General features: G+C 49.5%; 19 protein-coding genes, 1 tRNA gene and 1 pseudogene. 16 read left to right on the top strand and 5 right to left on the bottom strand.

Annotated features, from left to right (window positions below):
• Positions 1–24: 24 nt before the first annotated feature.
• The 4 genes from infB to SFSGTM_RS13265 are packed head-to-tail and all read left to right on the top strand — an operon-like array spanning position 25 to position 4,653.
• Positions 25–2,802, top strand: a complete 2,778-nt coding sequence (gene infB, locus SFSGTM_RS13280) for a translation initiation factor IF-2 (RefSeq protein ID WP_162085578.1) — start codon at positions 25–27, stop codon at positions 2,800–2,802.
• 2 nt (positions 2,803–2,804) lie between these two features.
• Entirely contained in the window at positions 2,805–3,182 is a 378-nt protein-coding gene (gene rbfA, locus SFSGTM_RS13275; protein ID WP_162085577.1) for a 30S ribosome-binding factor RbfA, read from the top strand.
• 2 nt (positions 3,183–3,184) lie between these two features.
• The gene (truB, locus tag SFSGTM_RS13270) at positions 3,185–4,117 is read left to right on the top strand and encodes a tRNA pseudouridine(55) synthase TruB (protein WP_162085576.1); all 933 of its coding nucleotides are present in this window, start codon (positions 3,185–3,187) and stop codon (positions 4,115–4,117) included.
• Positions 4,114–4,653: an NUDIX hydrolase gene (locus tag SFSGTM_RS13265; RefSeq protein WP_162085575.1), complete on the top strand. Its 540-nt coding sequence runs from the start codon at positions 4,114–4,116 to the stop codon at positions 4,651–4,653. The genes truB and SFSGTM_RS13265 overlap by 4 nt, the downstream gene beginning before the upstream one ends.
• Here SFSGTM_RS13265 and SFSGTM_RS13260 read toward each other — a convergent pair.
• Positions 4,620–6,149: a cyclic-di-GMP receptor FimW-related protein gene (locus tag SFSGTM_RS13260; protein ID WP_162085574.1), complete on the bottom strand. Its 1,530-nt coding sequence runs from the start codon at positions 6,147–6,149 to the stop codon at positions 4,620–4,622. The genes SFSGTM_RS13265 and SFSGTM_RS13260 overlap by 34 nt on opposite strands.
• Positions 6,150–6,413: 264 nt before the next feature.
• Here SFSGTM_RS13260 and SFSGTM_RS13255 point away from each other — a divergent pair.
• The 6 genes from SFSGTM_RS13255 (at position 6,414) to uvrC (ending at position 11,324) form a co-directional block, all read left to right on the top strand.
• Positions 6,414–6,501: transfer RNA gene (locus tag SFSGTM_RS13255), tRNA-Ser, on the top strand.
• Positions 6,502–6,583: 82 nt separating this feature from the next.
• Positions 6,584–7,444: a radical SAM protein gene (locus SFSGTM_RS13250; protein WP_162086333.1), complete on the top strand. Its 861-nt coding sequence runs from the start codon at positions 6,584–6,586 to the stop codon at positions 7,442–7,444.
• Positions 7,441–7,821 (top strand): holo-ACP synthase, encoded by a 381-nt coding sequence (acpS, locus tag SFSGTM_RS13245; RefSeq protein ID WP_162085573.1) that lies wholly within the window; start codon positions 7,441–7,443, stop codon positions 7,819–7,821. The genes SFSGTM_RS13250 and acpS overlap by 4 nt, the downstream gene beginning before the upstream one ends.
• Positions 7,818–8,903 carry a beta-N-acetylhexosaminidase gene (nagZ, locus tag SFSGTM_RS13240; RefSeq protein WP_162085572.1) on the top strand — a complete coding sequence of 362 codons (1,086 nt, stop codon included), beginning with the start codon at positions 7,818–7,820 and terminating at the stop codon, positions 8,901–8,903. Before acpS ends, nagZ begins: the two co-directional genes overlap by 4 nt.
• The gene (locus SFSGTM_RS13235; RefSeq protein ID WP_162085571.1) at positions 8,900–9,532 is read left to right on the top strand and encodes a uracil-DNA glycosylase; all 633 of its coding nucleotides are present in this window, start codon (positions 8,900–8,902) and stop codon (positions 9,530–9,532) included. The genes nagZ and SFSGTM_RS13235 overlap by 4 nt, the downstream gene beginning before the upstream one ends.
• The gene (gene uvrC / locus SFSGTM_RS13230; protein WP_162085570.1) at positions 9,525–11,324 is read left to right on the top strand and encodes an excinuclease ABC subunit UvrC; all 1,800 of its coding nucleotides are present in this window, start codon (positions 9,525–9,527) and stop codon (positions 11,322–11,324) included. The genes SFSGTM_RS13235 and uvrC overlap by 8 nt, the downstream gene beginning before the upstream one ends.
• A gap of 43 nt (positions 11,325–11,367) precedes the next feature.
• On the opposite strand, the gene SFSGTM_RS13225 is transcribed toward uvrC, so the two are convergent.
• Positions 11,368–11,844 (bottom strand): hypothetical protein, encoded by a 477-nt coding sequence (locus SFSGTM_RS13225; protein WP_162085569.1) that lies wholly within the window; start codon positions 11,842–11,844, stop codon positions 11,368–11,370.
• 144 nt (positions 11,845–11,988) lie between these two features.
• On the opposite strand from SFSGTM_RS13225, the gene pgsA reads away from it, so the two are divergent.
• From pgsA to def, 3 genes are read left to right on the top strand one after another with little or no spacing between them, the layout of a single operon-like run.
• The gene (gene pgsA, locus SFSGTM_RS13220) at positions 11,989–12,552 is read left to right on the top strand and encodes a CDP-diacylglycerol--glycerol-3-phosphate 3-phosphatidyltransferase (protein ID WP_162085568.1); all 564 of its coding nucleotides are present in this window, start codon (positions 11,989–11,991) and stop codon (positions 12,550–12,552) included.
• Between the two features lie 24 nt (positions 12,553–12,576).
• Positions 12,577–14,469 (top strand): potassium transporter Kup, encoded by a 1,893-nt coding sequence (locus tag SFSGTM_RS13215; RefSeq protein WP_162085567.1) that lies wholly within the window; start codon positions 12,577–12,579, stop codon positions 14,467–14,469.
• A complete protein-coding gene (gene def / locus SFSGTM_RS13210; protein ID WP_162085566.1) occupies positions 14,470–15,003 on the top strand; it encodes a peptide deformylase in 534 nt (177 codons plus the stop codon).
• Here the strand turns inward: def and SFSGTM_RS13205 are convergent.
• Both SFSGTM_RS13205 and SFSGTM_RS13200 read right to left on the bottom strand, forming a co-directional pair.
• Positions 14,958–15,818 carry a sulfurtransferase gene (locus SFSGTM_RS13205; RefSeq protein ID WP_162085565.1) on the bottom strand — a complete coding sequence of 287 codons (861 nt, stop codon included), beginning with the start codon at positions 15,816–15,818 and terminating at the stop codon, positions 14,958–14,960. The genes def and SFSGTM_RS13205 overlap by 46 nt on opposite strands.
• A 42-nt stretch (positions 15,819–15,860) precedes the next feature.
• Positions 15,861–16,121, bottom strand: a complete 261-nt coding sequence (locus SFSGTM_RS13200; protein ID WP_269780110.1) for an ADP-ribosylglycohydrolase family protein — start codon at positions 16,119–16,121, stop codon at positions 15,861–15,863.
• Between the two features lie 81 nt (positions 16,122–16,202).
• On the opposite strand from SFSGTM_RS13200, the pseudogene SFSGTM_RS13195 reads away from it, so the two are divergent.
• A pseudogene (locus tag SFSGTM_RS13195) lies at positions 16,203–17,116 on the top strand (tyrosine-type recombinase/integrase).
• Positions 17,113–18,228: an IS91 family transposase gene (locus tag SFSGTM_RS13185; protein WP_162083488.1), complete on the top strand. Its 1,116-nt coding sequence runs from the start codon at positions 17,113–17,115 to the stop codon at positions 18,226–18,228. Before SFSGTM_RS13195 ends, SFSGTM_RS13185 begins: the two are co-directional and overlap by 4 nt.
• A gap of 219 nt (positions 18,229–18,447) precedes the next feature.
• On the opposite strand, the gene SFSGTM_RS13180 is transcribed toward SFSGTM_RS13185, so the two are convergent.
• Positions 18,448–19,362 carry an ADP-ribosylglycohydrolase family protein gene (locus SFSGTM_RS13180; protein ID WP_162085564.1) on the bottom strand — a complete coding sequence of 305 codons (915 nt, stop codon included), beginning with the start codon at positions 19,360–19,362 and terminating at the stop codon, positions 18,448–18,450.
• 197 nt (positions 19,363–19,559) lie between these two features.
• On the opposite strand from SFSGTM_RS13180, the gene dnaE reads away from it, so the two are divergent.
• On the top strand, positions 19,560–23,006 hold the full coding sequence (dnaE, locus tag SFSGTM_RS13175) for a DNA polymerase III subunit alpha (protein ID WP_162085563.1): 3,447 nt from the start codon (positions 19,560–19,562) through the stop codon (positions 23,004–23,006).
• The last annotated feature ends 89 nt before the right edge of the window (positions 23,007–23,095 follow it).

The following is a 23,095-nucleotide window of genomic DNA, read 5'->3' as shown; positions in this document are numbered from 1 at the left end:
GAGAAAGCTTCGACAGCCCTGATTATGAATGTAGAACAATTTGCCCAAGAACTAAAGCTCTCCACAGATAAATTGTTGGAGCAGTTGCGTGCAGCTGGCGTAGAAAAATCAGCGGCTGTGGATGTGATTACCGAACAAGATAAAGCAGGATTGCTGGATTATCTAAGCAAAAAACATGGCGCGAGCGATGTTAAAAGCAAAATCACACTGACACGCCGTGAAACCACCGAGATTAAAAAATCAGACAGTACTGGCCGCGCGCGTACCATACAGGTAGAAGTGCGTAAAAAACGTGTGTTGGTAAAACGTGAGCCTGGCGTGGTAAATCCTGCAGCAAATATGCCTGTGGAAGATACTGCATCGGTATCCGAAGAAATTGATGAGCATGTTGTAGAAATTCAGCCCGCAGTAGTTGAGATTCCAGAACCTGTAGTTGAAGCCGTAGTAGAAGAAGTTGCGCCTGTAGTGGAAGAAGTGATTGTTGCAGTTGAGGAAGAAACTGCTCCTGCGGAAGCAGAGCAAGTTGCGGAAACAGTCGCTACTTCTGAAGCAGATAGTGTTGCTGAACCTGTCGTATTACGCAAACGTATCGTCAAGCCTATGCTGGACGAGCAGGAATTGGCGCGCCGTGCGGACGAAGAACGTCGTAAATCTGCTTTGCACGAGCGTCAGGCAGAAGAAATACGGATTAAACAAGAGCGTGAATCCAAGCGTAAGCAGGCGATGGAAGCTCAGCAGGTTGCGATTGAAGCAGCGAAAAATCCACCTCCGGTTGCTCAGCCTGAAGTTGCTGCGAAGCCAGTAGTAAAAGAAGGTACGTTACATAAGACAGCACCTAAGACAGGTGATAAGCCTAAGCCAGCTGATAAAAAAGCTAAATCGCCAGCTGGTAAAGCAGATACTGCCTGGAATGATATGCAAGCGAAAAAACGCGGTATTAAATCGCGTGGTGATACTGGTGGTGATGCTTGGCGCAATCGCAAGGGTGGTGGTAAACATCATAAAGAACAGGATCCATCGAGTAACTTTAATGCGCCAACTGAACCTATTGTTCAGGAAGTGCTGGTGCCAGAAACGATTACCGTTGCTGAGTTGTCGCATAAGATGTCTGTCAAGGCCGCTGAAGTAATTAAGGCGTTAATGAAAATGGGTAGTATGGTTACGATTAACCAGGTGCTAGACCAAGAAACAGCCATGATATTGGTTGAAGAAATGGGGCACGTGGCGAAACCTGCACCGTTGGATACACCAGAATCATTCCTGGAAGATGATGAAGCGCATGAAGTAGAGTTGACCCATCGTGCACCTGTGGTCACGGTGATGGGTCACGTCGATCACGGTAAAACTTCGTTGCTGGATGCGATACGTCGTGCACGTGTTGCCAGCGGAGAAGCGGGTGGTATTACCCAGCATATTGGTGCTTATCACGTAGAAACAGATCATGGTATGGTGACATTCCTTGATACTCCTGGTCACGAAGCCTTTACCGCGATGCGTGCCCGCGGTGCGCAAGTGACGGACTTGGTCGTCTTGGTAGTTGCAGCAGACGATGGTGTTATGCCACAAACCATAGAGGCGATACATCACGCTAAAGCAGCCGGTGTGCCTATAGTGGTTGCTGTTAATAAAATTGATAAGCCAGAAGCTAATTCCGAGCGTATTCGTCAGGAACTGGTTGCGCAAGAAGTAGTGCCTGAAGATTGGGGTGGCGATACCCAGTTTGTCGAAGTGTCAGCGAAGAAAGGCACGAATATTAATGGCCTGATCGAAGCTATATTACTACAAGCCGAAGTGCTGGAGTTAACAGCTGCTAAAGATGCGCCAGCACGTGGTGTAATTATTGAAGCGCGTCTGGATAAAGGCCGTGGTCCGGTAGCAACCTTGTTAGTGCAATCAGGAACGTTGCGCCGTGGTGATGTGGTGCTGGCTGGTGCGGTTTACGGTCGTGTTCGTGCGATGTTGGACGAAGATGGTAAAACTATTTTAGAAGCAGGTCCGTCTATTCCTGTCGAAATCCAGGGGTTATCTGATGTGCCTAAAGCTGGCGAAGATGCCATGGTGTTGCAAGATGAGCGTAAAGCGCGTGAAATCGCGTTATTCCGTCAAGGCAAGTTCCGTGACGTGCACTTGGCTAAACGTCAAGCGGCTAAACTGGAAAGTATCATGGAACAAATGGGTGAAGGTGAAGCGAAACGCCTGCCATTGATATTGAAAGCTGACGTACAGGGTTCGGCAGAAGCTTTATCCGTTTCGTTGCAAAAGATCTCGACTGATGAAGTGAAAGTGGATATTTTGCACAATGCTGTGGGTTCTATTTCTGAATCTGACGTTAACTTGGCTGCTGCCTCTAAAGCTGTGATTATCGGCTTTAACGTGCGCGCTGATGCAACTGCACGGAAGCTAGCGGAAACACTCGGCGTTGATATCCGTTATTACACAATTATTTACGAAGTTGTCGATTTGGTAAAAGCTGCCTTGTCTGGCATGTTGACACCAGATTTGAAAGAAAATATCACGGGTACAGTTGAAGTCCGTGAAGTTTATGTGATTTCTAAAGTGGGTACGGTATTGGGTTGCCATGTGCTGGATGGTGTTATCAAACGCGGTCAGCGCGTACGCGTTATGCGTATGGGGCAGGTTATCCATGATGGCGAACTGGATTCATTGAAACGCTTTAAAGATGACGTTAAAGAAGTTAAATTTGGCTACGACTGTGGTTTGTCTGTGAAAAACTTTAACGATATGCAAGTCGGCGATAAAGTTGAAGCATACGAAATTGTTCAAGTAGCTCGTACACTGTAATTATGGCTAAAGACTACCCACGTTCACGTCGTGTCGCTGAGCAAATTCAGCGCGAAATGGCGGATATACTGCGCAAAGAGATACATGATCCGCGCGTGGGGATGGTTACGATTACTGAGGTCGTGGTTACACATGATCTGGAACACGCCAAGATTTACTTTACTGTGTTTGAGAGTGAAGCGCGTGGACTTGAAGCTGCCAAAGCTTTAGGTCACGCCGCTGGTTTTATCCGTTCACAGCTGGGGCCGCGTATGCGTTTACGCATCGTGCCGCAACTCACATTTGTTTATGACACTTCAGTTGCACGTGGTGCGGAATTATCACGCATTATTGACGAAGCGGTTGCGGCAGACTCATCACGTCCTGCTGATGATGAGTAATCTTGAACGCACCAGTTAAACGTATTAAACGCCGTATAGATGGCGTACTACTCCTGAACAAACCTGTCGGCATTACCTCTAATACCGCATTACAAATAGCCAAACGTTTATATACTGCTGAAAAGGCAGGGCATACAGGCACGCTTGATCCGTTTGCGGATGGTTTGTTGCCATTGTGTTTTGGCGAAGCTACTAAGTTTTCCCAATATCAACTCGAAGCCGATAAATGTTATCGTGCACTACTGCAATTAGGCGTTACTACCACAACTGGCGATCCTGAAGGTGAAGTGCTGCAAAGCCTGCCTGTTAACGTTAGTGCTGAGCAGATACAAGCTACCGTTGCCAGCTTTATCGGCGACAGGATGCAAACGCCACCTATGTATTCAGCCTTGAAACATCAAGGCAAGCCTTTGTATGAATATGCGCGAGCAGGTATTACGATAGAACGTCCTGCGCGTCCAGTCAGTATAAAAGCAATCGAGATTAACAGTTTGGATTTGGATGAGGCTACCGTTGATATTACTGTCACCGTAAGTGCAGGCACCTATATACGTACATTAGCTGAAGATATAGGTAACCAACTTGGCTGTGGTGCGCATTTAACAAAGTTAACAAGATTGGCTAGTGGTGGCTTCCAGTTGGCACAGGCTGTGACCCTTGCACAATTAGAGTTGGATGACGCGCCCTCACGTGATGCACGCTTGGCAGCTGCCGATGGCCTGGTTAATTATATTCCAGCAATACAGATAGATGCGCCCAGTGCAAAGTTGTTGATGCAAGGACAACACCCATTAATTTCGGTTGAGATTGAACAAAATGGCTTATTGCGTGCCTACCATCTACAACAGTTTTTGGGCTTGGTGCAGTTACAGGCTGATGGCAGGTTGATTCCTCAGCGTTTAATGTCTAGCCATACTTTATTGGAGACGTTATGAAGTTTTGTAGTGTTTGCAGTAGTGAAGTGAAACAACGTATTCCTCATGGGGATAATCGACTACGGTTTGTCTGTACAACGTGCGAGACCATCCATTATGAAAACCCCAAGATGGTTGTTGGTTGTTTGCCTGAATGGCAAGATAAAGTACTGCTGTGCAAGCGTGCAATAGAGCCGCAATATGGAAAATGGACTTTACCTGCAGGGTTCATGGAGAACGCCGAAACCACTGAACAGGGCGCATTGCGAGAAACTTGGGAAGAGGCGGGCGCGCGCGTGGAAATATCGCATTTGTTCACGCTGTACAATTTGCCATACATCAGCCAGGTTTATTTAATGTTTCGCGCTAAATTGCTGGATTTGAATTTTTCTGCCGGAGAAGAAAGTCTGGAAGTCAGGCTGTTTAGCGAAGATGAAATTCCGTGGGATGAAATTGCATTTCTCACCATAGAAAAAACCCTACGCCAGTATTTTGAAGACCGGCGTAAAGGGCACTTCGAATTTCATATAGGTGATGTTGAAAGACGTGTTAAGTGAGTGCGAGTGAGCATATTGAATTTGGCGCGTAGCCAATCATATTGATGCTCAAGTCGTGCATGGATGCGTATTCGGTAAACGTAATCATCCATTAACATATCGTAATATTTGCCGTCTATAGCATGCAATGCAACGAGGTTGGATGATTGCGATAAATACATGGCAGGGAATGCCAATTCATTGTGTTCGTTCATAAATGTTCTGGGTGCAAATACGTCTCGTACCTCACATAAGGTTACTAATTGCGGAGTAATCCCCAGTTGTTCGAGTCCTAGCGTGGTAATTTTGCTGGCACTGATTTCCATCCATCTGACAGCGGCAACGCTGGCAATCTTAGTTTTACTTTCATTATAAATAAGCACCAGATCATGCTGCTGAATTGGGCATTCCAAAGTATTGGATGGCAAGTTCAAACGATAATAATGTTCAATGGGATGTCCAGCTGCTTCATGGTAGGCCAATAACGGCTGGACCATCTCAGGCTGGGTCAGCGCAGGTATTAGTTCCGGTTTACATCCAATAATGTTGATTTCCGTGAGCAGGTTAACCTGATTTAGCGCTGGATTGCCCTCAACATAGGTAAATTGAGTATGAATATGATTAAGTAGCAAGTTAGGATCGTCGGAAAAGGGTACGCCATATAGCTTTATATTCTTTTGGCGTTGCGTCAGCATTGCCTGCGCTTGAATTAATTGATTGATGACAGCCTGCATGGAAAAATAACGAGCCGACTCAAGCTCGATGATATTGCCATAGGTAGGCTGGGGTGGCAGGCTATCGGCTAGTGCCACACAATAGGTGTGTTCATTTCCGAGATATTTTTTATCAAGCTTGAGCGCATCGCGCCATTTCCATGCCCAATACGCAGCCAGTTCTAATTCGTTAGGGCTCAGTCCAACCGGATGCATCAAATGAAGTAGTAAAACGCGTGCATAGGCCTGCTCGCAGCTGCAATAAGCGCTGCCTTTAAGTACCAGACTCTCGTGCGCAAAACCATGCTGCTCAGCGATACGATATAACTTGTGGATGGAATGCCAAATCTGCGCAGTGGGTAATTCATAACGCAAATACCGCCACTGTATTAATTTACCTTGATAATGAATACTGCGTAAAACCAGTCCTGATAAAGCTGCGCTACCTTGTTCGCCACCATGTAATGCTGCATTCGTCAGCACTTGATAAGACAGCGCCATTTGCCAGTAAAAGTTAACAATTTCTTTCCAGAGCGATTTACCCGCATATTCCAGGTTGGCGTGATTAGTAAGAAATTGCGTAATCAGACCGTGCTGATATTTAGAGCCTGCTTGTTCAATAATGCTGAGTATATGCAGTCGCTGCGGATCAAACGGAGGGTGGCCTTGATTGTATAATTTGAGTATCTTGATGATTTGTTGATGTGCATCATACTCATGTAATTTTGTTAGACCTAATACCCATTTTTGAGCTGCACCAACCGTTGATATAGGCGAAATACTTTCTATATCGGGCTTTTGCAAAAATTTGTCCAAAAAATGATTAAGCATAACTATTAATTATTAGTGTGTTTTATTCAGTGAACTAACAGCATAAGCCGTGCCAATAATAATTATTATATTATTCAATATGTTGTTTATTCTGGTGAATTATTTTGAAGTGATGCAGTGACGGTTTTCGGAGGAATGTGACACAAATGGTAATCGTATGGCGGTGATAGTGGTGACAAGCAATAATTGCTGAAACTACCCATATGCGTTACAATGTCGCCCTAGTCGCAATGACGAGGAGGTTTGGGTGAGTGGTTTAAACCAGCAGTCTTGAAAACTGCCGAAGGGAGACCTTCCGTGAGTTCGAATCTCACAGCCTCCGCCATCGAACTGTAAATAAAAAAGCCCTTTTGATTAAGGGCTTTTTTATTGTCATAATGTGGGACGAATCTTCTACTATGCCCTCTATGCCCCTGTCTTCTGAAATATTAACAGTAACCCAACATTCGCGTGACGCAGCGGGGATGACTTACGTTTATCCCGTGGTATCTCGTCGTGCAGGTGGGGTGTCGGTGGGGATAAATCTGAACCCGAATAACGCCTGTAACTGGCGTTGTGCATATTGCCAGGTGCCTGACTTGCAACGTGGGGCTGCGCCTGAGATAGATTTGATTTCGCTGGAACAGGAACTGACGACAATGTTGTCTAGCATTGTACATGGTGACTTTATGCAGACCTCTGTGCCTGAGAATATGCGTGTGCTGCATGATATTGCAATCTCGGGTAATGGCGAACCCACCAGTGCCAAGGCGTTTGCAGAGGTGGTGGCGGTGATCGCGCGAGTGATGGCGGCATTTGATTTGGTAGATAAAATCAAGCTGGTGTTGATCAGCAATGGCAGCTTGATGGATAAGCCTTACGTGCAGGCGGGTTTGCGTGAAATGGCCGCGGTAGGTGGCGAGGTGTGGTTTAAGGTTGATAGTGCGACCCGAGAAGGCTTGCGGCGGATTAATGATACTGAAATAGCGCCTGCGCGGATGTTGGCTAATTTGCAAATTGCAGCGGGCTTGTGCCCGACCTGGTTGCAAACTTGTGTGTTTGCTATGGATAATGAGCCGCCGTCTGCGCAGGAACAAGCGGCTTATCTGGATTTTATCCAGCAGGCGTTAGCGTTGGGTGTGAGGTTGCAGGGGGTGTTGTTGTACGGTATTGCGCGTGATTCGCAACAACCTGAAGCGGCGCGTCTGGCGGCGTTACCGCGTGCATGGCTGGATGAGTTTGCGGCGCGGATTGCCGCGGGTGGCGTACTGGTTAAGGTGAGTGTGTGATTTACGGAATAGGGACGGATATAGTCAGCATACCGCGTATTGCAGCGATGCTGACACGGCATGGTGAACGTGCGGCGGCGCGATTGTTGGCAGTGAATGAACTGAAGGAATTTGCACAGCATCAGGATCCTGCGAGGTTGTTAGCGAAGCGTTTTGCCGCCAAAGAGGCATTGTCAAAAGCGACGGGCACGGGTTTGCGGGAGCCAGTGAATTTCGCCAATATCTCAGTCATTCATACTAAACTGGGGCAGCCACAATTTAGTTTTGCCGCGCCATTGCAAGAATGGTTAACGGCACACGGGATAATTTCCAGTCATTTATCGATAACAGACGAAATGGATACAGTAGTGGCATTTGTGATATTGGAGCGGGTATGAGTTTAGGGCCAGTGATGGTGGATGTGCCAGGGCTGACTTTGACTGAGGATGATAAACAGCGATTGCTGCATCCCTTAGTCGGTGGCGTGATTTTGTTTAAGCGTAATTACGAATCACCCGCGCAGCTTATCGCCTTGACTAGCGAGATACGCGCTTTGCGGCATCCACATTTATTGATAGCTGTTGATCACGAGGGTGGTCGGGTACAACGGTTTCGTGCTGGATTTACTGTGCTGCCAGCCATGCGTGAGCTGGGGCGGGTGTGGGAACATAATCCGTCGCAAGCGCGGCATTTGGCGCAGGATTGTGGCTATGTGCTTGCGGCAGAGTTGCGCGCGCATGGTGTGGATTTGAGTTTTACGCCTGTGCTTGATCTGGATTATGGTGAGTCCGGTGTTATCGGTGATCGTGCTTTTCATGTGCAGCCTGATGTGGTGGCTGACTTGGCGCATGCCTTGATGCTGGGGTTGAAAGAGGCGGGCATGGGTAGTGTGGGTAAGCATTTCCCCGGGCATGGTTATGTGCGCGCCGATTCGCATCTGGCTATTCCTGTCGACGAACGTAGCTGGCAGGAAATTGAGCATGCGGATTTGATCCCGTTTGTGCGTCTGGTGGCAGATGGGATGACAGGGATTATGCCTGCGCATGTGATTTACCCGGCAATTGACAGTTTGCCTGCTGGTTTTTCCAAGCACTGGCTACAGCGTGTGCTGCGTGGACAGTTGGGATTTAATGGCGTGATATTCAGCGACGATCTGTCGATGGAAGGCGCGAGTGTAGCAGGTGATATTGTGCAGCGTGCGCAAGCTGCGCTGGACGCGGGTTGTGATATGGCGTTGGTATGCAATAACTGCGCAGCTGCGGATGCGGTATTGCATGGATTGCGCTGGCAGCAATCGGCGACCAACATTACCCGTATCGCACGTTTGCATGGTCACTCGCATCCGCTGGATATGACTGCGCTGCGCGAGCAAGCGCGTTATGTTGAAGCGGTGCGTCGGGTTGTAGCAATCGGACAAGATGACAGTGATTTATGGGCTAAGGATGCGAGTAATAACTGTGGTTTGAGTGGTGGTGTATGAGTGCGGTATTTGATGCGCAATGTACGGAGTGCCCTCGTCTGGCGGGTTTCTTGGCGCAAGTACGTACTGACTATCCGACCTATTACGCGCGCCCTGTAGCTGCTTTTGGCGACGTCGAACCTCGCTTGCTGATTGTTGGGTTGGCGCCAGGGTTACATGGTGCAAATCGATCTGGGCGACCATTTACTGGCGATTATGCGGGAATTTTACTATACGAAACTTTGCATCAGTTTGGTTATGCCAGCGCGCCTGTGTCGACGCGTGTAGATGATGGGCTGGTGTTGCAGGGTTGCCGTATTACTAATGCAGTGAAGTGCTTGCCCCCTGCGAATAAGCCAGAAACGGCGGAGATACGCCAGTGCAATCATTATTTGCAAGCCGAATTGGCGGGCTTGCCAGCCAATATCAGCATACTGGCACTGGGGGCGGTGGCGCATGCTGCGGTGTTGATGGCTTGCGGCGTCCCCGCCAAGGCACATAAATTTGCCCACGGTGCGGTGCATGAACTCGCCAGTGGACAGCGTTTGTATGATAGTTACCATTGCAGTCGCTATAACACCAATACGCGCCGACTGACGCCGGAGATGTTTAAGGCGGTCTTTGCGAAAATTAAGTCAGACAATGGCTGAGTTTGATAGTACGCACTTACTTTCTACCTTGCCGAATTTACCCGGCGTGTATCGGATGCTGGGTGAGACGGGAGATGTATTGTATGTGGGTAAAGCGCGTGATCTAAAAAAGCGTGTATCGTCATACTTCCAAAAAAATGATTTATCGCCACGCATACGACTGATGGTGGGCAAAATCCACGCGGTGGAAATCACCGTGACACGCTCGGAATCGGAAGCCTTGGTGCTGGAAAACAACCTCATCAAGGCCTTATCACCGCGTTACAATATTTTATTTCGTGATGATAAGTCTTATCCGTATCTGCTGTTATCTGGCCACGATTATCCTCGACTGGCATATTTTCGTGGTACGCCGCAGCGTCAGGATAATTGTTTCGGACCGTTTCCTAACAGTTATGCCGTGCGCGAAAGTATTCATATACTGCAAAAAGTATTTCGTCTGCGTACTTGCGAAGACAGTGTTTTCAATAATCGCTCAAGGCCATGTTTATTACATCAGATTCAGCGTTGTACCGCGCCATGCGTGGGGGTGATTAGCAAAGCAGATTATGCTGCTGACGTGAATAATGCCGCATTATTTTTAGCGGGCAAAGCGAATGAAGTGCTACAGGCGATTACAGTCAAGATGCAACACGCGGCAGAGTTGATGCATTATGAAGAAGCGGCGTTGTATCGCGATCAGATCAAGAGTCTGACTGCGGTACGTGAGAAGCAATTTGTCACCAGCAACAGTCAGGCGGATGCGGATGTGATTGCAGTCGTTGCCGCACATGGTTTGCTGTGCGTCAACTTGTTGATGATACGCGGTGGGCGGCATTTGGGTGACCGTAGTATCTTTCCACAAAACGCGCAGGATGTGAGTACGCAAGAAGCTTTGACGGCTTTTATTGCGCAGCATTACACTGAGCGCGCCGTGCCTGCGCAGATTGTCGTCTCGGAGCAGGTCGATGAGCCTGCACTGGTAGAGATGTTGAGCGCACAAGCGGGTTATGCGGTGCGTATCCAGAGCAAACCGACAGGTGAGCGTAAAACCTGGCTGCAAATGACGGTGAATAACGCGCAACTGGCAATTACTCGCCAGGTTGCTCAAAAAACCACGCAAAGTGCGAGATTGTCGGCGTTGCAAACGGCATTGAATTTGCCAAATTTACAACGCATAGAGTGTTTTGACATTAGTCATACCATGGGCGAAGCGACGGTGGCGTCGTGTGTGGTTTATGACCTCGAAGCTATGCAGAACAGTCAGTATCGTCGCTACAACATCAGCGGTATCACCCCGGGCGACGACTATGCTGCCATGCGTGATGCGCTGACACGACGTTATACCAAAATACAGCAAACCGATGCACAGCGACCTGATTTGATATTGATCGACGGTGGTGCTGGGCAACTCAACATTGCCAAGGCGGTAATGGATGATCTGGGTATCACCGACATCATGCTTATCGGTGTGGCCAAGGGCGTGGAGCGCAAGGCGGGTATGGAGCAATTGATCAGCACTGACGGTCAGGCTACGCGTTTATCGCCTGATGATCCCGCGCTACACCTGATACAGCAAATCCGCGACGAAGCGCACCGATTCGCTATCACCGGTCATCGCGCCCGCAGGGCAAAGGCGCGTGTAACTTCATCACTGGAAGATATTGCTGGGGTGGGAGCAAAGCGCAGACAAAAATTGCTGGAAACTTTTGGCGGTATGCGCGAATTGAAAAATGCGGGTGTGGCTGAGATAGCACAGGTGGAAGGTATTAGCCTGAAGCTAGCCGAACAGATTTATCAGGCGTTGCGCTAATAGGCACTGTGACCCGCCAATGCTGCGGTTTATCTGCGGCAGGTTAATGAGCTTCCATTTGTACGCTTAATTCTTTTTCGCTACATGCATATTGTATAGTTGTAATGGTGTTGGCCTGCGTTGCCAGCACGGTAGCGCAGCTTTTCTGATGTGGGAACATTGCCAAATCAGCTTCTTCCCGACCCAGTATGATGCTATAAAATTTGCTGCGTAACTCAGGGAAAGCAAATAATTTCATCATCGCTGGCATCTTGTGGATATCACTTAAAATTACCGCATGTTTTTGTGCAAGCCAGGCTGAGCTCTTGCTGTCTATGTACGACACTATCATGCGACCTGCTGTCGGGTCAGCCATGAAGACGATAAGCTTAGTGGCTGTGGGAATAGCACCTGCTTTATCGAATTGATCGGTTAGCGTTAATTTTGGCAGTTCGTCCCCGGTTTTTAACAGGTCTGCAGCGGCAGCCACATTCAGCGTTAATCCAGCGAATAAGCTAATAAATAAACTCGAGATTTTCATCAAATTTCCATTTCGTATGCGTTGGAATCAGTATAACGGATAGTGATGATGGCATTGCATGACAACATCAGGTTTGCTAACCCGATTTAGTGATAAGCATTTTCTGAGTTAGAATAAGCGTACATTCTATTTTGTTGATGCAATATGCCGCTTAACGTACCAAATTTACTAACCTGGTTACGCATTCTACTGATACCACTGGTGGTGGCTGTGTTTTATTTGCCAGCAGGTTGGCTGACGGAACATCAAGTGAATATGGCTGCCACGGGGATGTTTGCAGTGGCAGCAGTGACTGATTGGTTAGATGGTTACTTGGCGCGCATGTGGCACCAGACTTCAGATTTTGGTGCTTTCCTTGATCCCGTCGCGGATAAACTCATGGTAGCAGCGGCGTTAATCGTGCTGGTGCAATTGGGACGGGTTGATGCACTTATCGCGTTGATTATTATCGGTCGTGAAATCACTATTTCTGCGCTGCGTGAGTGGATGGCGAATATTGGGGCGCGTTCAAGCGTGGCGGTGTCGATGTTGGGGAAACTTAAAACGACCGCACAAATGATAGCGATAGCTTTATTGCTATTTCATGAGTCATTATTTGGTCTGGATATTCAATATATTGGCACTTGGCTGATTTGGCTGGCTTCAGTGCTGACAGTCTGGTCTATGGTTTATTATCTGCGTCGTGCACTTCCTGCCGTGACGCGCTAGAACTTATTCTCGTTAAGGTTATCCATGCAACCTGCAAATCCGAATGAAGCTGTCCATAAACAAAGTTTAGCCGCGCTGTCTATTGCTGCTATTGGTGTCGTATACGGCGATATTGGTACTAGCCCGTTGTACACCCTGAAAGAAGTATTTAATCCGGCACATGGTATCAGTACCAGTCATGAAAATGTGCTGGGTGTGTTGTCGCTGGTGTTCTGGTCGTTATTGATCGTCGTGTCACTTAAATACGTCGTGTTTATTATGCGCGCGGATAACAAGGGCGAGGGCGGTATTATGGCGCTGATAGCCTTGATGCAGCGAGTGGTCTCTACTGATTCTAAGCTGCGTTGGCCTTTGCTAATGCTGGGCTTGTTTGGTGGTTCGCTGTTTTTTGGTGATGGTCTTATTACCCCGGCAATTTCCGTGTTGTCAGCGGTTGAGGGATTGGAAATAGCCACGCCAGCTTTCAAACCTTTCGTGATTCCCATCGCCTTAGGGGTGTTGGGTGGGTTATTCTTTATACAACGTAAGGGAACGGCTACGGTCGGTATATTGTTTGGGCCGATCATGATAGGTTGGTTTTTAACGCTGGGCATAATGGGGGTAATTAAAATTTTCCAGTATCCCGCCGTGTTGCAAGCCTTGAATCCTATGTACGCTGCGAATTTTTTTATTGAGCATAAGATGCATGGATTCCTTGCGCTGGGTGCAGTGGTATTGGCACTGACAGGTGCCGAAGCGCTCTATGCAGATATGGGGCATTTTGGTAAGCATCCTATCCGTGCGGCGTGGTTTTTGTTTGTATTACCTACGCTATTACTGAATTATTTTGGTCAGGGTGCGTTGTTAATACAAGACCCGGCTTCAGCTGCTAACCCCTTTTACAATATGCTACCTGACTGGGCTTTGTATCCTATGGTCGGGTTGGCAACGCTGGCGACAGTGATCGCTTCACAGGCAGTGATTTCCGGCGTGTTTTCGGTAACCCGACAGGCGACGCAATTGGGTTTTATGCCGCGCATGGATATTGTGCACACTTCAGCGCGTGAAATCGGGCAAATCTATGTCCCTGTGATGAACTGGGCCATGTTGATAGGTATCGTTGCCTTGATATTGGGTTTCCAGAGCTCAAGTAATCTGGCATCGGCATACGGCATTGCGGTAACCGGGACGATGGCGATAGACACGATTTTAGCTTTTGTCGTTGTACGTGGGATGTGGAAATGGAGCTGGGCTGTGACGTTGACAGGCATGCTGTTTTTCTTGAGTATAGATTTGGCATTCTTCAGTGCGAACTCCATTAAAATTTTGCAAGGTGGCTGGTTCCCACTGGCCATCGGTTTGTTGGTGTTTACGTTGATGACGACTTGGAAGCGTGGTAAAGAAATACTGGCCGAACGTCAGGCAAGTGCTTCCATTGCGTTACTTCCATTTTTGCGCGGCATACTGGATCATCCACCGATACGCGTACCCGGTACGGCGGTATTTTTAACCACTAATCCAGATGGCGTGCCTCATGCCATGTTGCATAATTTAGTGCACAACAAGGTAATACATGAAACGGTGATGTTGTTGACCGTGAAAGTGAAGGATGAGCCTTGGGTGCCAGAGACCGAACGTGTGATCGTTGAGTCGCTCAAAAATGAGTTTTATCGGGTGACTATTTACTATGGTTTCAAGGATGAGCCGGATATCCCATTAGCATTGAGTCGTATCAAGATTAAGGGTAACGAATTTAATCTGCTGGAAACCTCATTCTTCCTCAGTCGTGAAACGTTGATTGCGACCAAAGTGCCAGGTATGGCGATTTGGCGGGAAAAACTATTTGTTAGTATGGCGCGTAACGGCAGCAGTGCAACCGCATTTTTCCATATCCCGACTAATCGTGTAATTGAACTTGGTACACAAGTGGAGCTGTAATTGGCGATTAAATCCACCTTAAAAATGGGCGAGCCGCTGTTATTTCAGCAGGCGTCTGCCATTACTGAATTTGATACCACTGAACTGCATAGTCTGATAGCAGATTTGCGCGATACCATGACGGCGCTGAATGGTGCAGGTTTGGCCGCGCCGCAGATAGGCGTGAGCCAGCAAGTGGTGATATTCAGTGTGGGCAATAATCCCCGTTATCCTGATGCAGAAGCTGTACCCGAAACCGTACTGATTAATCCTGTGCTCACCGCTTTGAGCGAGGAGCAGGATGAAGCTTGGGAAGGCTGCTTATCCGTGCCAGGTATGCGTGGTCTGGTGCCACGTTATACCCACCTGCGCTACCAGGGATTTGATCAATATGGTAATGCCATAGACCGCACCGTTTCAGGCTTTCATGCTCGGGTGGTGCAGCATGAAGTTGACCACCTGTGGGGCGTGCTCTACCCCATGCGCATTAAAGATATGCGTGACTTTGGTTATACCGAAGTGCTGTTTCCTGCCATGGTAGACGTAGAAGACTGAACCTTGCCTATGCAATGTGGGCATGACACACCCACTACATAATCAGGGCTGGTTTGTTCTTCAGGTGTAAGTACAGTGCGGCAGGCAAAGCAGATATTGGTTGCAGTCGGTTTGAGTTCACCATCCAGCGCAACACGCTTATCAAACACAAAACATTCGCCGTCATAATGCGTATCGCCGCATTCTTCAAAGTACTTCAGTATTCCACCTTGCAGTTGATACACCTGATTGAATCCTTCTCCAGCCATATAAGGTGCAGCTTTTTCACAGCGTATGCCGCCGGTACAGAAGGTGACGATAGGAATGTCACGATAGTTGTCCAGTTGTTTGGTCGCGGCGGCAAAGTCGCCAAAGGTATTAAGCTGCAGGTTCACTGCGTTTTTGAATGTGCCTACCTGAAACTCAAAATCATTACGCGTATCGACAATAACGAATTCACGACCTTCGTCATACCATTTTTTCAATTCGCTGGCAGGCAATTGCGGCGCAGGATGAGCAGTGCGGTCAAAGCCAGGCTGATGGAAGGTGATGATTTCCTTTTTCAGTTTGACCAGCATGCGGTTAAACGGCATTTCGTCTGACCAGCTGCGTTTGATTTCGATATCTGCAAAACGCGCATCAGCAGTCAGCCAGCTGATAAACGCTTCCAGTTCATCAGGGATGCCAGCCAAAAACATATTAATGCCTTCGGGCGTGAGTAATATAGTGCCTTTGAGTTTATGTGCAGCTGTTTTATTACGGAACTGTTCACGTAGTTCAGGTAGTTGGTCGAGTTCGACAAAGCGATATGCAGCGATATTTAATATGTTGGCCATGATATGTGAATGTAGCAATTTGATTACTCAGCATTATAACGTTTAAAGCTGGGTTCCCAGTTTTTTTGCGAGCGCCAATAATGCCGCACCGTTGTCGAGACCGTCAATGAATCGCTGGGGAATACCTTCCAGCCCAACCTGTGCGCCCACCAGAGCGCCTGTCAGCATGGCGCGGGACATGTTTTGTCCACCACCGTTAATGGCGTGGAGTACAGCGGCTTCGAAATCGTCGGCAAAGCGGGCTGCCAGGTAATAGGCCGCTGGAAGCTGATGTTGAACGAAGCCGCTATCGCGGAGAAATATTCCCGAACCATCAAATTACGCAGCATAATTTCGTCTCCCCCAGCAATGGAATTTTGATTACTGTACCACGAGGAGACGACATTGACAGCCCCCACACCCATCCCCGCGCACTTCGAGCACAATCACCAGCGACTGCTGAATTGCCTCAAGCTCAGAGGCATGCAGCCTAAAACCATCGCCTTGTATTCACACGGCGTACGGCGCGCAGCGGTGTATTTTAATGACCAGATAGACGCGCTCACCAAGCCACAATTAACCGACTATTTTGTTCGCATCCTGGATACCCATTCATGGAGTACGCTCAAACATGATCTGTATGGACTGAAGTTCTATTATGCCCATGTACTCAGCCAACCCTGGCCAGGTGCGGATCTGGTTAAACCACCCAAGTCATATAGCCTGCCCGACATCATTACCGTCGCCCAGGCACAACAAATCTTCATGGCCACCCGCGTATTGAGCTACCGCGTATTCTTCTTCACCCTCTACAGCCTGGGCTTACGATTAGGCGAAGGCTTACGCTTGCAGGTAGGGGATATCGATGCGGATCGGATGCGGGTGCAAGTACGCAACGCCAAAGGCAACCGTGATCGATTGGTGCCGTTATCAGAGAACACCTTGCAGGTATTGCGCCGTTTCTGGCTCACCCATCGCAACCCAAGCTTGCTCTTTCCTAATCGACACGGCGGTCTTGCCAAATCGCACTTGGCACGCACCCCGCTGGATCGTGGTGGTATCCAGACCACCTTGGGTCAAGTGACCCGTGACTGTGGCTTAAAAAAAGAATTACACCACACAGCCTGCGCCACAGCTATGCCACCCACCTGATAGAAGCTGGCATCGATTTACTCGAAATTCAGCAGATACTCGGACACCAGTCCATCCTCACCACCATCCGCTACACCCACCTCACCGAACAACGCCATCAGAGCGCACACACTCGCCTTAATCAATTAATGGAGAAATTCCACATTCATTGGGGCAAAGTCAAATGATCAGACTGGCGCACATCGTAGCAACCTACGCAGCTAAACTGCTTGCACAACACGGTCATCACCTATTGCCCAGCCAGCAAGCTGCCTTAACCGCCTTTCAAACCTGCCGTAGCCAGATGAGCCCGAGGATGCAACTTGCCTGTGATGATTGTCAAACACCCAGCTACCTGCCACATTCCTGCGGTCATCGGCATTGCCCGCATTGCCAGGCGCACGAATCACAGCGCTGGATAGACCAGCAATTACACAAATCCATCCCCGCCAACTACTTCATGCTCACCTTCACCGTGCCCGCCCAGTTGCGCACACTGGCCTGGCAACATCAGCGCGTCATGTATGACTTGATCACACGCTGCGCGTGGGAAACAGTCAACACCTTCAGCCAAAACGACAACAAGCTGCGCGGCAGCGCAGGGGCGGTGACTGTACTGCATACCCATAACCGCCGACTGGACTATCACCCCCATGTGCATCTCGTCATGCCCGCTGTCGCCTTTAACCCCAAACAGCGACGCATGCGTCATAAACACGGCAACTACCTGTTTAACCACAAAGCCCTGGCCAAAGTATTTCGTGCCAAATTACTGGCAGGCATCAGACAAGCAGGACTCACCCTGCCAAACGATTACCCGACCGATTGGGTGGTGGATTGCAAAGCCGTCGGCACTGGACAGCACGCTCTGATCTACCTTGGGCGCTATCTGTATCGGGGGGTGATACAGGAGAAAGACATCCTCTCCGACCGGCATGGTCAGGTCACCTTCCGTTACCGGAACAGCCAAACCAAACAAATGGAAACCCGTACCTTGAGTGGTGTAGCCTTCCTGCGACTGATACTGCAACACATTCTGCCCAAAGGCTACCGCCGCGCCCGCAACTTTGGCTACCTGCATCCCAATAGCAAACTACTCACCCAGCTACAGCTGACCCACCTATGGCGACGGAACAATCCGCCGCCAGCGCAACCCAGACCAGCGATACGTTGCCAATGTTGCGGTGGGGTGATGAAGATAGTGCGCACACGTATCAAAGCGATACCGCTAGCCACATCAGCCCCATCTATAAAACGGGAACACAGAGCAGATGACACAGGGTGGGAGACCATGCGCTAAACCAGCCCACACCGCCCACCTGCCAGACTAGGCAGGTATGGCCGTGCTCGCCCTGAAGAAGGCTGAAATTGGGTTAACATGCCCGAAAAGCCGACTAAAAACGGTGAGTTGAATAGAATAAGTTGCTGCAATGGCAACGTGAAGGTCGTGAAATGGCGGGTGGGATGCGTAACGCGTCCAGTTATGCCAGCATAGTCAAAAAGATATTTCCATAAGCGCTCAAGCAACACCCGCCCCAGCCATGCCGGGCTTGTCCAACAAACGGTTCAGATTGTGGCTCGCTTCGCGATCACAATCTAACCTTATTCGGTAAATCGCACAAGGCATGCCGTATACGATAGCGGCTTTCCAGGCTGGTTCGATCTGGATGCCCGGATCCAGCGCTGCCAGAGCCATGTAATGTGGCGTCAACAAAGCGTCGGGAGAAGAGAAGCGCCCAGCTAATGGTGGGTCCGGATCGCCGCGCTGGGGTGCGGAAAAATCACTTTTTGTGACTGCATGGAACGGCAATTCATTACTGTGCACCAGTTGCATGAGCTTGTTCGAGATGTCTGGGCTCAGCTTTTCCCCGGTTACGAGTAAGGACAGTATGGCATTGTAAGCTGTGCTCATTGCGACGATGGCTTCATCGGCCTGAGTCAGCACGCAATTGGCACTGACAAATTGAGCCAATAAATGAGGCTGTTTGGCATATCTGACCGCCAGTACGATGGCGCGTTCTGCCGATTCGCTGGTGTCGGCGTGGCCGCCAGTTTCGCGCCAGGATTTGTGTTGCTGCACGCGCCGCCGGTAAGCTTCGCGGATAGACTGGTTGGTATAGCCACCGGGGCCGTAAACTGGGCTGCCATTTAATAACGGGAACAGTTCTTCATCCAGCCTGCGGGTGAAATCGTCTTCCTGATATTCGCCATGCTCAACCACAGATTCAAGCAGCATGACCATGATGAGTCCGCTCTGCGACAATTGTCCGGCGCGCATGCCGCCATGATAACGGTCTGCTTTTGGCGTAGTGTAATCACTAATCCATACGCCACAGTCGCGGCGCAACTCGGCGAGATCATAGTACCAGTGGCAACCCAAGCCCAGGGCATCGCCGATAAGTGCACCCATAATGGCGCCAGCTGCTCGATCCATAGCGATCTCCTTTTTGTTGGGTATGTATTTTTAATACAGCAATTAAGCCAAGTTCGACAGTATGCATAATCATTAAGTTCTACCCTGTTGTCGATGTCTATGTTTAATTGCATTTAACTTTGTTTGCGCTGTAAGTTGCAGCCCATGTTGCACATTGAGTATGCGTTCGGTGCGTGTTTCTGAGTTAAAATGTGCCCATGTCTTCTTCCCAATTCATCCATCTTCGGCTCCATTCGGAGTTTTCTATTTCTGACGGTATCGTGCGCATTGATGACGCGATAGCGCGGGCGGTGCAGGATGGTATGCCTGCATTGGCGTTGACCGATTTGTCCAACGTGTTTGGCTTGCTCAAGTTCTATCAGGCGGCGCGCGGCAAGGGTGTAAAGCCTGTTGTGGGTTGCGATGTATGGATAACCAATGAAGCTGATCGTGACCGACCCAGTCGGTTGGGTTTGCTGGTGCAGAATGTCGCTGGATATCGGGCGTTGTCAGTATTATTGACGCGCGCGAATCTGGAAAACCGTGAGCGCGGTCGTGCCGAGATAAGGTTAGCCTGGTTTAATGAGATAGATACCACGGGTCTGATTGCGTTGTCAGGTGCGCAGTTGGGCGATGTTGGTCAGGCGTTACTGGCGGGCAATCTGGATGAAGCCCGGCTGGCAGCCCAGCGCTGGGCGGTGTTATTCCCTGATCGTTATTATCTGGAAATTCAGCGCACCGGGCAGCCAGAAGCGGAAAATTGCCTGAATCTGACCTTGCCGTTGGCTGCGGAGTTAGCTGTGCCAGTAGTGGCCACACATCCTATCCAGTTCCTCGATGCCGATGATTTTAAGGCGCATGAAGCGCGGGTCTGTATTGCCGAAGGTGCATTGCTCGGCGACAGGCGGCGGCAGAAAGCGTTTACTGAAGAACAATATTTTAAAACGCAGGCAGAAATGCTGGCATTGTTTGCCGATGTGCCTGATGCCTGCGCGAACACGGTGGAAATCGCCAAACGCTGTTCGCTGAATTTGGAGCTGGGCAAAAGTAAATTGCCGCAGTTTCCTACGCCTGATGGCATGACGCTGGATGATTATTTGCGGCAGCGTTCAGCGGAAGGGCTGGCTGCACGTATGCAGGTGTTATATACCGATGCAGCGGTACGAGAGCAGCGTTATCCTGAGTATGCGGCACGCCTGGATTTTGAGCTGAATACCATTATTCAGATGGGTTTCCCGGGATACTTCCTGATTGTTGCGGATTTTATCAACTGGGCTAAACAGAATGGCGTGCCTGTCGGTCCTGGACGGGGTTCGGGTGCTGGGTCGCTGGTTGCGTATGTGCTGAACATTACTGATCTGGATCCTTTGCCTTATGACTTGCTGTTTGAGCGGTTTTTGAATCCTGAGCGGGTATCCATGCCCGACTTTGATATCGACTTCTGTCAGGATGGTCGTGACCGCGTCATCAATTACGTCAAGGATAAATACGGGCGCGACGCGGTTTCGCAGATTGTGACCTTTGGTACGCTGGGTTCCAAGTCAGTTATCCGTGACGTCGGCCGCGTGCTGGATTTGCCTTATAACTTGTGCGATCAGCTATCGAAACTGATACCGATAGAAGGCGTCAAACCCGTCTCGCTGGCGAAAGCGCTGGAGATGGAGCCGCAGCTCAAAGAGCGTTATGACAACGAAGAGGATGTGCGCGAACTGTTTGCGCTGGCCAGCAAGCTCGAAGATTTGACACGCAACGTCGGTATGCACGCGGGTGGCGTGCTGATTGCGCCTGGACAACTAACCGACTTCTGTCCGCTGTATCAGGCAGAGGGTTCGGATTCGGCTGTTTCGCAGTTTGATAAGGATGACGTTGAAAAAGCGGGTCTGGTTAAATTCGACTTTTTGGGTTTGCGCACTCTGACTATTCTGGACTGGGCGATGCGCTATGTGGCGCAATTGTCCGCGGACGGTAAAGCACCGTTCAGTCTGGAAACTTTGCCGCTGGACGACAGAGCGAGCTATAACCTGCTCAAGGCGTGCAAGACCACGGCGGTATTCCAGCTGGAATCGCGTGGTATGAAAGATTTGATACGGCGTTTGCAGCCTGACTGTTTTGAAGACGTGGTGGCGCTGGTGGCGCTGTTCCGTCCCGGTCCGCTGGAGTCAGGCATGGTGGATGACTTTATCAATCGTAAACACGGTAAAGCCAAGGTCGATTACATGCATCCGTCACTGGAAGCGACGCTCAAGCCGACTTACGGTGTCATCGTTTATCAAGAACAGGTGATGCAAATCGCGCAGGTGATGGGCGGTTATTCCCTTGGTGGTGCGGACTTGCTGCGGCGCGCGATGGGTAAGAAAAAAGCCGAGGAAATGGCCGAGCACCGCGATCTCTTCGTTAATGGCGCGGTGGCGAAAAATATAGATGCCAAACAGGCAACCTATATTTTCGATTTGATGGAAAAGTTTGCAGGTTATGGTTTTAATAAATCACACTCGGCAGCTTATGCGCTGGTGGCGTACCACACTGCGTATCTGAAAGCACACCACCCTGCTGCATTCATGGCGGCGACGTTGTCGGCGGATATGGATGACACCGATAAGGTTAAAAACTTCTACGAAGACGCGCTGGCAACCGGGCTGGAAATATTGCCGCCCGATATTAATCGCTCGGGTTATCGTTTCGCTCCGGAAAATACTCGACAAATACGCTACGGGCTAGGAGCAATCAAGGGCACGGGTGAGGCAGCAATTGCAGCAATAGTAGCTTCGCGCGAAGCAGATGGCGCATTTACGGATTTGTTTGATCTGGTCACGCGCGTGGATAAACGCAGCGTCAATCGCCGCACGCTGGAGTCATTGATACGCGCGGGTGCGCTGGATGGGCTGAATGATCATCGCGCATCATTGCTGGCTTCGGTCGGCGTGGCGTTGGACATGGCAAATCAGGCAGCGGCGAATGCCAATCAGGTAGGCTTGTTTGATGATTTTGACAGCCATCCGGAAACGCGGATGAGTCTGGTCGAAGTGCCGCGCTGGTCGGAAAAAGAACAGTTGCTGCAAGAGAAAACGGCACTAGGTTTCTATTACAGTGGTCATCCGTTCAATGCCTATGCCGCCGAATTAAAATCGCTGCTCAAAGTGCGGCTGGATAAACTGGCGCCCAGCCATAACCCCGTGCTGTTGGCAGGTGTCATTGTGTCCATGCGTACGCAGGTGACGCGTCGCGGCAAAATGGCATTTGTGTTGCTTGATGATGGCACAGCCACGGTAGAAGTCCCCATATTCAACGAAATGTTCGAACGCCACCGTGATAGCCTGAAAGAAGACCAGTTGCTACTGGTCGAAGGCAAAGTCAGCAAGGATGATTATTCTGGTGGTTTGCGTATCAACGTTGACAAACTGTTCGACGTCGCCAGCGCACGAACTCGTTATGCTAAGAACCTGCGCCTGCGGGTTAGCCCCACAACCAGTGTGCAACAGTTGCAAGCCAAGTTAGACCCGTTCCGCAGTGATGCGGAAGCTTGTCAGGTGATCTGTCATTTGACTTTGCCTGATGCAGAGACGGATCTGATTTTGGGCGATAGCTGGCGGGTGTCGTTGCATGATGATTTGTTAGGGGCGTTGCGGGGGTATTTGGGGACGGATGCGGTGAATGTGGTGTATTAATTCCTCGAGCTAGAACTCCAGCTACGTATATTCATGAGGAAAATGTTAAATGTATGTTCAGACCATAAGGTTTCAAAATGGAGAATGGC

Origin of the sequence: Sulfuriferula nivalis (genome assembly GCF_009937995.1) — a bacterium.
GTDB lineage: Bacteria > Pseudomonadota > Gammaproteobacteria > Burkholderiales > Sulfuriferulaceae > Sulfuriferula > Sulfuriferula nivalis.
Note: the sequence above shows the minus strand (reverse complement) of the source record. Positions and strands in the feature narration are given on the sequence as shown.